Origin of the sequence: Streptomyces montanisoli (assembly GCF_017813245.1) — a bacterium.
In the GTDB taxonomy this organism is placed as follows: Bacteria; Actinomycetota; Actinomycetes; order Streptomycetales; family Streptomycetaceae; genus Streptomyces; species Streptomyces montanisoli.
This window is the reverse complement of sequence record NZ_JAGIQL010000193.1, coordinates 1-10,281: the sequence shown is the minus strand read 5'-3', so window position 1 is coordinate 10,281 and position 10,281 is coordinate 1. Positions and strand designations below refer to the sequence as shown.

The following is a 10,281-nucleotide window of genomic DNA, read 5'->3' as shown; positions in this document are numbered from 1 at the left end:
CCCCCCCCCCCCCCCCCCCCCCCCCCCCCCCCCCTCCCCCCCCCCCCCCCCCCCCCCCCCCCCCCCCCCCCCCCCCCCCCCCTCTCCCCGTGCACGGGGCGGCGCACGAGATCCATCGGTGTCTGGAGTCCGGCCGTGTGCTCTTCCGACCTCGGGCCCGCCGCGCCGAACCACACCGCCTCGCAGCCGTGCTCGCGCAGCAGGCCCGCGGCGCGCCGCGTCACCCGCGGGGTGGGCAGCAGCATCGTCGTGCGGTCGCGCACCACGGTGAACGGCTGTTCCGCGTCGAACGCCGCCGTCGCGTCCCTGCCCTCGGCGCCGCGCTTCCAGGTGGAGGCGTAGACGACGACGCGGTCGGGGTCGAGCCGCAGCGCCATGTTGTGCAGGAACGCCTGGATGCCGCCGGGCCTCGGCGGGAAGTCGTTCGTCACGATCAGGGTCTTGCGCATCGGGCCGAACAGTACCTTCCCGGTGCGCCGCCCGGGCAGTGCCGGGCGCGCGCGGCCGTGTCCGTTGGCCCCGGCGCCGCTCCGCCCGGCATCATGACTCTCGCAAACACGTGCGGGACGACACGTGCGGACGACGCGACGGGACGGTCAATGGCGGGCGAGGGCGGCCACGGTTCACGGGGGAAGGCGGCCATCGCCGTCGCCGTCTGGGTGCTCACCAGGGCGGTGATGCTCCTGCTGGTGTTCAGGGTGGCGTGGTTCCCGCACCTGCCGGGCCCTGACGTGACGAGCGACGTCTCCGGCATCTACCACGGCTGGTTCGATGTGCTGAGGACGGGCACGTACCCGCTGTCGGACGTCACCTGGCAGTACCCGCCCGCGGCCGCGTTCGCGATCCTTTCCCCCGCCGTGCTGCCGTTCCTCGACTACACCTCCGCGTTCTTCGTGCTGGCGTGCCTGTTCGACGCGATCGGCTTCGGGCTGCTGCTGCGAGCCGGCACCGGTCCCGGCCGGTCGCTGCGCGGGGCGTGGGTGTGGGTCGTGGGCGTCGCGCTGCTCGGGCCGACCTCGTACTCGCGCTACGACGTGATGGTGACGGCCGTCGCGGTCGCCGCCCTGCTCGCCGGGATCGGCCGCCGCCGAGCCGGCGGCCGCGCAGGTGGCCGCGCGGCGGACGCGGGCCCCGCCGGCGGGCGCGCGCCCGGGCTGATGGGCGCTCTCGCGGGGCTCGGCGCGCTGCTGAAGGTGTGGCCGGTGCTGCTGCTCCTTGGGACGCCGCGGGGCCGCTGGACCCGGGTCTCCTGGGCGTCCGCCGCGGTCGCGGGCGCGGTCGTGACGCTGGTGTGCGTGCTGTTCGGGCCGGGCGCGTTCGCGTTCCTCGCCTTCCAGCGCGACCGCGGCACCGAGGTGGAGTCGCTCGGGTCGATCGTCTTCCACATCGCGCGGCACTTCGGCTGGGACGGCCAGGTGGTGCTGAACTACGGCTCGGTCGAGTTCGTCGGTCCTTACGTGTCCGTCGTGTCCGACGCCGCGATGGGGCTGAGCGCGCTGGGTTTCTGCTGGCTGCTGTGGTGGCGGCTGCGGGCGCGGGTCTTCACGGCCGCGACGCTCTGCGACGCCGCGTTCGTCGCGGTGCTGGTCTTCACGACGACGAGCCGCGTGATCAGCCCCCAGTACATGCTGTGGCTGGTGGGGCTCGCGGCGGTCTGCATGGTGGTGCGCGAGAGCGCGATGGCGGTGCCCGCCGTATTCGTCCTGCTGGCGACCGCGGTGACGCTGCTGGAGTTCCCGCTCGGCTTCGGGCACGTGGTGGCCAGCGACACGCTCGGCGTCACGCTGCTGGTGCTGCGCAACGCGCTGCTGGTCGCCACCACCGTGATGGCCTGCAGGCTGCTGTGGACGGGCACGGCGGGCCGGCACGCGGTGGCACGCGGCGCGGGGGCCGCGGCCGGGCGCCCCGAGGTCAGCCCAGACGCTCCGTCAGGTACGCGCGCCACAGCCGGGTGAAGGCGTCAGGCGTGAGCGACAGGACGTCGTGCAGCGCGCCGGCGACGGCGCCCTCGCGCCCGTGGTGGGCGCCGACCTCGCGGTAGAAGGCGTCGAGCTTCTTCGGGCCCCACTTGCGTGCGATCAGCTCGCAGGCGAGCCAGCTCTCCTCGTACGCGCTCGCCAGCGCGGCCGGGTCGGAGCCGAACGCGAAGTCGCCGTCGGCGGGGAGCGCGTCGGGCGGCCCGTCGCGGCGCAGCGCGGCCCCCAGTTCGGGCGCGAGGTCACCGGCCGTGCGTGAGGTGCCCCGGTACGCGGACCAGTCGGCGAACCCCTCGGACAGCCAGGTCGGGGTGGCCGCCGAGGTGGCGCTCCTGGTCGCGACGTGCGTGGCCTCGTGCGTGAGGACGACCTGCTGGCCGAAGTCGCTGAGGGTGCCGAACGCGTCGGGGTTGACGATGATCCGGTCCGCGGGCGCCGCGCCCGCGCCGCCGGTCTCGCCGGTGGTGACGGCCGCGATGTCCCGGTACGCGGCGGCCGGGCGGCCGAGCAGCTCGGCCATCGCGTTCAGCGACGCCGGTACGTAGACGACGACGCGGCGCTCCCAGGCCCCGGGCCAGGCGGCGTCCACGGCGGGCACGGCGCGGTCGGCGGCCGCGGCGATCATGCGCAGCCTCGCCCTGTCCTGGCCGACGCCGAGCACGAGGCTGCGGGCGCCCTTGACGGCCTCGACCCTGCCCTGCTGCCACAGTTGCCGCGCGCCGCCGTCGCCCGGCCGGTCGAGCGCCACGTACCAGCGGCCCGCGCGCCGGTCCAGCTGGAGGAAGCGCGGTGTGGAGACGGGCGCACGGTCGTAGCCGCTGACGCGGTAGCGCAACCGGGCGCGGACGGTGGCCGTGTTCCCCGTACGGGCCACGCTGACGACCTGGTACTGCCAGGACCGCAGCGGTACGGCGGCGAGGCTCGCGAACTCGGCGCGCTGCGCGGCGCGCAGGGCGGTCGCCCGCGGGTCGATCGCGGCGAGGTACGCGCCCCGGTCCCGGTGCAGCACGGCCGCCGCGCGCCGGTCGAGGACCTGGCGCACCTGCTGCTCTGTGGTGTCGGCCGCGACCCGCTGTCCGGCCGTCGAGCAGGCGGCGCACAGGCAGACCAGGGCGAGCACGAGTGCGAGCAGCCGTGCCGGCGCGTGCCGCACGCCCACGGCGCCGCCGCGCCGGCCGGGGGTGCCGTACGGATCTGCCACGGTGCTGATCGTAGGGGTTGCGGGGGCGCGTCAGGGCTCCTCGCCCGGATCGGGCGGTGGACGCGGGTCAGACCCTGGTGACCGACGAGACGGGCAGCATGCCGACTGGGTCGTAGCGCACCGAGGCGCCGGGATAGGGGGCGTGGATGACCTGCCCGTGGCCGGCGTACATGGCGATGTGGCCGGCGTCGGCGCGGTAGGTGACGAGGTCGCCGGGGCGCGCCTCGGACAGCGGGATGCGGCGCCCCGCGTACCGCTGGGCCTGCGAGGTGCGCGGCAGGGCGACGCCGGCCTGCGCGTAGGCCCACTGCATGAGCCCCGAGCAGTCGAAGCTGTTCGGCCCTTCGGCGCCCCACGCGTACGGCCTGCCGAGCGCGCTGCGTGCCGCGGCGAGGGCCGCGGCGGCGCGCGACGACGCGGGCGAGGAGCCGCCGCCCAGGGCGCCGAGCACACCGCCGGGACCGCCGGGGCGGCCGCCGCCGCGCGAGGCGCGGCCGTAGGGGACGCGGTCGGCGGCGGGCAGCGCGGCCAGCAGGCGGCGTGCCTCGGCGAGTTTCGCCTCGACGGTGCGCTTGTGGCGGGCGACCTCGGCCCTGCTCTGCTTGAGCTGCGCGAGTTCGTGCGCCGCGGTCGCCCGTTCCTGGTCGAGACCGCGCTGGGCCTGCCGCAGCCGGTGCAGGGTGCCGGACTCGTGCTCGCCGATCCGGTCGAGGAACGTGGCGCGTTCGAGGTACGTGTCCGGGTCGGACGTCAGCAGCAGCGCGAGCGACGGGTCGACGCCGCCGGAGCGGTACTGGGCGCCCACGACGGAACCGAGGGCGCCGCGCATGGTGTTGATGCGCGCCTGGCCGCGCGCCGCGTCGCTCTGCGTGCCGCGGACGCGGTCGGTGAGGGTGGCGACCCGCTCGGTCGCGGCGTCGTAACTCTGCGTGGCGCGCTCCGCCTGCTGGTAGAGCGCGTCGACCCGTGCCCGGGTGGCCTCGGGAGTGTTCGCCGGCTGTGCGTCCGCCGGGGCGGCGCCGAGTGCCGCGGCGGCGGAGGCGGCAGCGGCCGACAGTGCGATGACGGCGCCGGCCCTGCCGCCCGCGCCGGGGCCCTCCCGCCGGTGCCGCGCCGGTGCCGCGTGCCCGGACGACGCTGGTCCTTGAGGAGACGCCGGTCCTTGGCCTGACACCGGTGAACGGCGATGGGACACCACAGGAGCCGCACTCCCTTCCGCTGGACGCGCGCGGTGCGCGCTCACGCGGCCGGTGCCGCGCGCAGCAGACAGTAGCCGGACGATCACGCACCGGCCAGCGACCCGCCCCACGCGACACACGGGCGCCCCGCGGGAGACCAACAGGTCACCGGCGGGGCGCGGTGTCAGCTCGGCGTTCGCACAATCGCCCGTTCGGGCGGTGTGGTTCGCGGTTCGGCAGGTGTGCGGCAGCTGTGCGGCGGGTGCGTCAGCCGACGCGGACGCCGTAGTCGAAGATCATGTCGGACATGGCCTCGTACTTGACGACCGTGCCCGTGTGAGGCGCGTGCAGCACCTGGCCGTTGCCCGCGTACATGCCGACGTGGCTGCCGCCGTCCATGATGACGAGGTCGCCTATCTCGAGCTGGCTCCTGCCGAGGTGGGGTCCGACGGTGCCCTGGGCCTGCGAGGTGCGCGGCAGGGAGACACCGGCGTGCGCGTACGCCCACATCATCAGGCCCGAGCAGTCGAACGAGTTGGGTCCTGTGGCGCCGTAGACGTACGGCTTGCCGAGCCTGGTCTGCGCGGCGGCGAAGGCGACCGCGGCGCGCTTGGAGGCGGGCACGCCCTTGCCGAGAGAGACGCGGCTGCTCGAGCGGTTGGCCGCCTGCTGCTCGTCCTGCTGCATCTGCGCGCGCTGCTGGGCGGTGAGGGTGTTGAGCAGCTTGTTCGCGTCGGCGAGCTTGCCCTGGATTTCCTTCTTCTTGCCGCCGAGCTCCTTGCGGGCCGCGGCGAGGCTCTTCATCTTGTCCTGGGCCTGCTTGCGCTCCTGGGCGAGCTCGCGCTGCTTGGCCTGGATCTCGCGGAGCTGGTCGGCCTGCTTGGCGCTGACCTGGTCGAGCGTGGACGCCTTGTCGAGGTAGCTGTCCGGGTTCGAGGAGAGGAACAGCTGCACGGACGGGTCGATGCCGCCGGTGCGGTACTGGGCGGTCGCCATCGCGCCGAGCGCGTCGCGCATCTTGTTGAGTTCGGCCTGGCCGCGCGCGACCTTGTCCTGCAGGTTGCCGACTTCCTTCTGGAGCTTGGACTCCTGGCTCTTGGCGCCGTCGTACTTCTCCGTCGCCTGCTCCGTCTGCTTGTACAGGTCGTCGACCTTGGACTTGACGTCCTTGACGCTCGGCTTCGGGTCCGCGTGCGCGGCCTGCGAGGTGAGAGCGACGGCGGCGGCGGCCGTAGCGGTGAGCACCGAGACACGGGCGCGGTTCGGCTGCTTGGGACGACGGTGGGACGCCACGGAGGCGAGCTCCTTCTTCCTCAGCCGCCTGCCGGGGCCCGTCTCTCCGCATGCGCGGGGCGTCGGTTCCGGCTCCGCGCGTCCCGCACCCCCGTGCTGAACTGAACTACGCGAATTCGGCGGTTCCTTCGCTGTTCACCCCGGGTGGGTGATCAACCGCGCGAAGGTTCGACCCGACCCTAGTGACCTTCTTGTGATCAGTTCAAATCCCAGCGCGAAAAATCTTCGTCAGGAGGGCATAAATTCCGGACTTTGCACAGCCGGTGACCGCCACCTGACGTTCCGCCGCGCTCCGTGAAGGACGAAATCGGGCATTGCGCACAGGAGTTGCTCAGGAGCGCGAAAGCCGCTTCAGCAACAAGGCGGACGCTACAGGCCGCGCGCCCGCCGCGGCGACCCCGTCGGCCACCTCACGGTCGGTGGAGACGACGACGACCGGACGTCCCGACGGCTCCGCGCGCACCAGCTGGCGGATCAACTCGTCCGCCGTGACACCCGGTTTGGAGAACAGCACCCGCACTCCGCGCGGCGGTGCGAGCAGGACGGGCGCCGCCAGCTCGGCCCCGTCGAAGACACAGGTGACCTCGGCTCCCGACTGGGCGGCCAGCAGCGAGAGCCCGCCGAGCAGCCGCAGGCGCTGCTTCTCCAACGGCATCGTGGGATAGCCGGTCTTCGTGACGTTGTAGCCGTCCACCACCAGGTGCGACTGCGGCAGCGCGAGCAACTGGTCGAGCAGCGCGGGGTCGGTGGCGGACAGGGCGCGCGCGGCGACGTCCTTCGGCGACATCCGCCCGGGCTCCACGGCCTCCACCAGGTCGGCGGGCCGGCCGGACGCCGGCGGCAGCGCAAGCTCGCGGCGCAGCCCCTGCGCCGATTCGAGGACCGTGTCGAGCAGCAGCCTCAGCCGCATGTCCGCCACCGAGCGGCCCTCGCGGGAGGCGCGCCTGCTCGACTCCACGGCGGACTCCGCCTCCGCGAGCCGCGCCCTGACCCTGCGGGTCTCGCTCTCCGCCGCCGACACCTGCGCGGCGGCCTCGGCCCGTACCGCCTCCGTCTCGGCGGCGGACTTGCGCAGCGCGGCCTCACCGCGCTTGACGTCGCTGAGCGCGCTGCGCAGCTTGCGGTGCAGTACGTCGGCCTCCTTGCGCGCGGCGTCGAGGTCGGCGCGCAGCCGCTCCGTCTCCGTGCGGGTGAGCGCCTTCGCCGCGGCGAGCTCCTCGCGCAGCCGCTCCAGTTCGCGCCTGGCCTCGTCACCGGCCCGTTCCGCGTCCGCGCGTTCGGCCTCCTCGCCGGCGGCGGCCACCAACTTCACCCATCCGGGGGGCCGCAGGACGTATGCCGCCGCCGCCACGTCCACCGGATCGGCCGCTGCGGGCGGCGCCCCCGTCTCGAGCGCGGCGGCCATCTCGGGCTCCGCGGCGGCCAGCCGCTCCCCGACACGCTGCCGGAACGCGGCGTCGCCCGCGAGCGCCGCGGCCATGGCGTTGCCGCCGAACCTGGCGCGCCGGGTCGGCGTGAAGCGGGCGTACTGGCGCAGCTGGCCGGGCAGCTCGGCGACGGTCAGACCGCCGAAGGCGTCCGAGCACAGGGCGACGACCTTGCGCCGCACGCCTTCGGGCAGCGGGCGGTCGAGCTCCTCCCGGGGCTCGTCGCCGGCCTCCGCGGCCCCGGCGGCCGCGCCGTCCGGTTCAGCCCCGCCCGCGGGCTGCTCCACGATCCGTCACCCCACTACCTCGCTGCCCTCGTGCACCGCTCCCGGAAAAACACGTTCGGTCCGGCAACCTTACGGCCTCACGCGCGATGACGAGCGGCCACCGCGGCCTACGGAACGCGTGCGTCCGGCGAGGCGGGCCGTGCCGGATCGTCCCGGTGCGTCATGCTCTGTCCGTGATCAAACGGCGGACGGCGGACGGCCCGGTGGTGACCTACGGCATCATCGGGCTGTGCTGCCTGGCGTTCCTCGTCTCTCCAGTGTCGGGCCTCGGTCCCGCCCACGGGAAGCCGGACGCCCTGCTGTCGGCGCAGAGCGCCTACTTCGAGCGGTGGGGCATCGTGCCCGACCAGCTCGTCGCGTGGGCGCCGCACGCCCTGGTCACGCCCGTCACCGCGCTGTTCGTGCACGGGAACTGGCTGCACCTGCTCGGCAACATGCTGTTCCTCTACGTCTTCGGCGGGATGGCCGAGGAGCGCATGGGGCACGTGCACTTCGCCGTGTTCTACCTCGTCGTCGGCGCGCTGGCGATGTCCGCGTACGCCGTGGCCAACGCGGACAGCGCCGAGACGCTCGTGGGGGCGTCCGGGGCGATCTCCGGGGTGCTCGGCGCGTTCCTCCTGCTCTTCCCCGGGGCGCGGGTCACCAGCCTCTTCCCGTTCCTCTTCTTCCTGCCGCTGCGCTTCCCCGCCTGGACGGTGCTGCTGTTCTGGTTCGCGCTCCAGTGGTTCGCGCAGCGCCAGAGCTACGGCGCGGGGGGCGCCCAGGCGGGGCCGCAGGTCGCCTATCTGGCGCACCTGGTGGGCTTCACCGCCGGGTTCCTGTACGCGGCGGCATGCTATTGGCGGCCCGGTAGAGTGAGGGGTCAAGCCGTGGCCACCGAGGGAGAACGACAGCCGTGATCACCGCGATCGTGCTCATCAAGACCAGCGTCGACCGGATCCCCGAGATCGCCGAGTCGATCGCGGCGCTGGAGAGCGTCAGCGAGGTGTTCTCGGTGACGGGCACGTACGACCTGATCGCGATGGTCCGCGTCGCCCAGCACGACGACCTGGCCGACGTGATCCCCGGCCGGATCAGCAGGATCCAGGGCGTCGAGGCGACCGACACGCATGTCGCGTTCCGCACGTACTCGCAGCACGATCTGGAAGCGGCGTTCTCGATCGGCCTCGACGCCTGATCCGGGCGCCGGGCCGCGGCGCACGGCCGCGGCGGCCGTCAGGCGGCCAGCTCGCGCACGGCCCGTACGAACCGCTCGACGTGCTCCTGCGGCGTGCCCGCGCCGAAGCTCACGCGCACCGCGTTCAGCGGACCCTCGCCGCAGCCGTCACCGCCGTCCGCGCCCGTCAGCAGCCGGACGAGCGGGTGGGCGCAGAACAGCCCGTCGCGCACGCCGATCCCGTACCGGTCGGAGAGCGCGGCGGCGAAGTCGGCGCTGTCGTAGCCGTCCACGACGAAGGACAGCACCCCGACGCGGTGCGCGCCCTCGCCGAACAGGCTGAGCACCCGCACCCGCGGCAGCTCGCCGAGCGCGGCCGTCAGACGGCCGAGCAGTACCTGCTCGCGCCCGGCGAGGTGCTCGAAGCCGGCGTCGGTCAGCGCACGGCACGCGGAGGCGATGGCGTAGGCGCCGATCACGTTGGGCGAGCCGGCCTCGTGCCGTGAGTCGTCGGTGTTCCAGTCGACGGTGACGCCGCCGTCGCCGTCGCGCGCGACCCGGCGCGTGGCGCCGCCGCCCGCAAGGTACGGCTCGGCCGCCCGCAGCCAGTCGGCACGTCCCGCGAGCACTCCCGCGCCGAACGGCGCGTACAGCTTGTGGCCGGAGAAGGCGACCCAGTCGACGTCGAGCGCGGCCACGTCGACGGGCAGATGCGGCACGAGCTGCGCCGCGTCCAGCACGATGCGGGCGCCGTGGCGGTGCGCCGCGGCGGCAAGCTCGGGCACGGGCCACAGTTCGCCGGTCACGTTCGATGCGCCGGTCACGCACACCAGCGCGTGCCGGGTCTCGTCACGCGCGGCAAGCGCGGCCTCCAGGGCCGCCACCGCGGCGACGGGCGTGCGCGGCGCGTCGAGGACGGTGACGTCCGCCGTGCGCCCCCACGGCAGGAGCGCCGCGTGGTGCTCGGTCTCGAAGACGAAGACCTCGCAGCCGGCGGGGAGCGCGGTCGCGAGCAGGTTCAGCGAGTCGGTGGTGGACCGGGTGAAGACGACCTGGTCGTCCTCGCGGCAGCCGAGGAAGCCGGCGACGGTGCGCCGGCTCTCCTCGAAGAGGTCGGTGGACAGCCGCGAGAGGTGGCCCGCGCCGCGGTGGACGCTGCCGTAGTAGGGGGCGTACGCGGCGACGTCGTCCCACACGCGGCGCAGCGCGGGGGCGCTGGCGGCGTAGTCGAGGGCCGCGTACGGGATCTCGGTGCCGTCTGCGAGCGGCACGGCGACGTCGGTCCCGAGGACGGGCAGCGGCGCGGGGACGGTGACGTCAGAGGTGACGATGGCTTCGACGGCGGGGGTGTCCAGGTTGACGGACATGGCGAATTCCTTCGTGGCGGTTCTGGTGAGGGGACACGGAGGGGCGCGCGGCGCCTATCGCATTCGCTTGATCACGGACAGCTCCCTCTGAGGACCTGGACCCCAGGGAAACGCAGGGCCCGCGCTTGCCGCGGACCTCGCTGCCCACGGCCTGGTCTTCACCCGGGGCACCCCGCCACGGACGGAGGGTTGCCGGACAGCGGGCCGGGGCCGAAGTCGCTGTCACTCATGACCTGGGACGCGAGTATGCCACAGCCCCCTCCGCCGGCACGGCGGAGGGGCCCGCGGCCCTCCAGCCCCCGACGCGGGCCCGCCCGCCAGATCGGAGGAGCACACGACTGAACTCCAGCCGCCGATGCACCCCGGGTGCCGTCGTCTGCCCGGGAGAGGGGGGGG

The 10,281-nt window shown here is 74.2% G+C and carries 8 protein-coding genes, 1 pseudogene and 1 riboswitch; of the genes and pseudogenes, 3 read left to right on the top strand and 6 right to left on the bottom strand.

The window, feature by feature from the left end; translation table 11 throughout:
• Positions 1-449: pseudogene (locus tag JFN87_RS33935) on the bottom strand (hypothetical protein); the annotation flags it as partial.
• Positions 450-599: 150 nt separating this feature from the next.
• Between JFN87_RS33935 and JFN87_RS29030 the strand changes: the two are divergent.
• Positions 600-1,955, top strand: a complete 1,356-nt coding sequence (locus JFN87_RS29030; RefSeq protein WP_209344806.1) for a glycosyltransferase 87 family protein — start codon at positions 600-602, stop codon at positions 1,953-1,955.
• Here the strand turns inward: JFN87_RS29030 and JFN87_RS29025 are convergent.
• The 4 genes from JFN87_RS29025 to JFN87_RS29010 form a co-directional block, all read right to left on the bottom strand.
• The gene (locus tag JFN87_RS29025; protein ID WP_307865633.1) at positions 1,912-3,177 is read right to left on the bottom strand and encodes a Cif family virulence factor; all 1,266 of its coding nucleotides are present in this window, start codon (positions 3,175-3,177) and stop codon (positions 1,912-1,914) included. The genes JFN87_RS29030 and JFN87_RS29025 overlap by 44 nt on opposite strands.
• A gap of 67 nt (positions 3,178-3,244) precedes the next feature.
• Positions 3,245-4,240: a C40 family peptidase gene (locus tag JFN87_RS29020; protein WP_307865634.1), complete on the bottom strand. Its 996-nt coding sequence runs from the start codon at positions 4,238-4,240 to the stop codon at positions 3,245-3,247.
• A 382-nt stretch (positions 4,241-4,622) separates the two neighbouring features.
• A complete protein-coding gene (locus JFN87_RS29015) occupies positions 4,623-5,648 on the bottom strand; it encodes a C40 family peptidase (RefSeq protein ID WP_209344802.1) in 1,026 nt (341 codons plus the stop codon).
• Between the two features lie 331 nt (positions 5,649-5,979).
• The gene (locus JFN87_RS29010) at positions 5,980-7,362 is read right to left on the bottom strand and encodes an NYN domain-containing protein (protein WP_209344800.1); all 1,383 of its coding nucleotides are present in this window, start codon (positions 7,360-7,362) and stop codon (positions 5,980-5,982) included.
• A 155-nt stretch (positions 7,363-7,517) separates the two neighbouring features.
• Between JFN87_RS29010 and JFN87_RS29005 the strand changes: the two genes are divergently transcribed.
• Positions 7,518-8,261 carry a rhomboid family intramembrane serine protease gene (locus JFN87_RS29005; RefSeq protein WP_372449302.1) on the top strand — a complete coding sequence of 248 codons (744 nt, stop codon included), beginning with the start codon at positions 7,518-7,520 and terminating at the stop codon, positions 8,259-8,261.
• Positions 8,258-8,539, top strand: a complete 282-nt coding sequence (locus tag JFN87_RS29000) for an Lrp/AsnC family transcriptional regulator (protein ID WP_209344796.1) — start codon at positions 8,258-8,260, stop codon at positions 8,537-8,539. Before JFN87_RS29005 ends, JFN87_RS29000 begins: the two co-directional genes overlap by 4 nt.
• 38 nt (positions 8,540-8,577) lie before the next feature.
• Here the strand turns inward: JFN87_RS29000 and JFN87_RS28995 are convergent, their stop codons facing one another.
• Positions 8,578-9,885 carry an aminotransferase class V-fold PLP-dependent enzyme gene (locus JFN87_RS28995; protein ID WP_209344793.1) on the bottom strand — a complete coding sequence of 436 codons (1,308 nt, stop codon included), beginning with the start codon at positions 9,883-9,885 and terminating at the stop codon, positions 8,578-8,580.
• A 116-nt stretch (positions 9,886-10,001) separates the two neighbouring features.
• A riboswitch (SAM riboswitch) is annotated at positions 10,002-10,119 on the bottom strand.
• Between the last annotated feature and the right edge of the window lie 162 nt (positions 10,120-10,281).

What these genes read in the sequence shown, in the direction of transcription:
- JFN87_RS29030 (WP_209344806.1), top strand. Translation starts at nt 600, where the DNA reads ATGGCGGGCGAGGGCGGCCACGGTTCACGGGGGAAGGCGGCCATCGCC.
- JFN87_RS28995 (WP_209344793.1), bottom strand. Translation starts at nt 9,885, where the DNA reads ATGTCCGTCAACCTGGACACCCCCGCCGTCGAAGCCATCGTCACCTCT.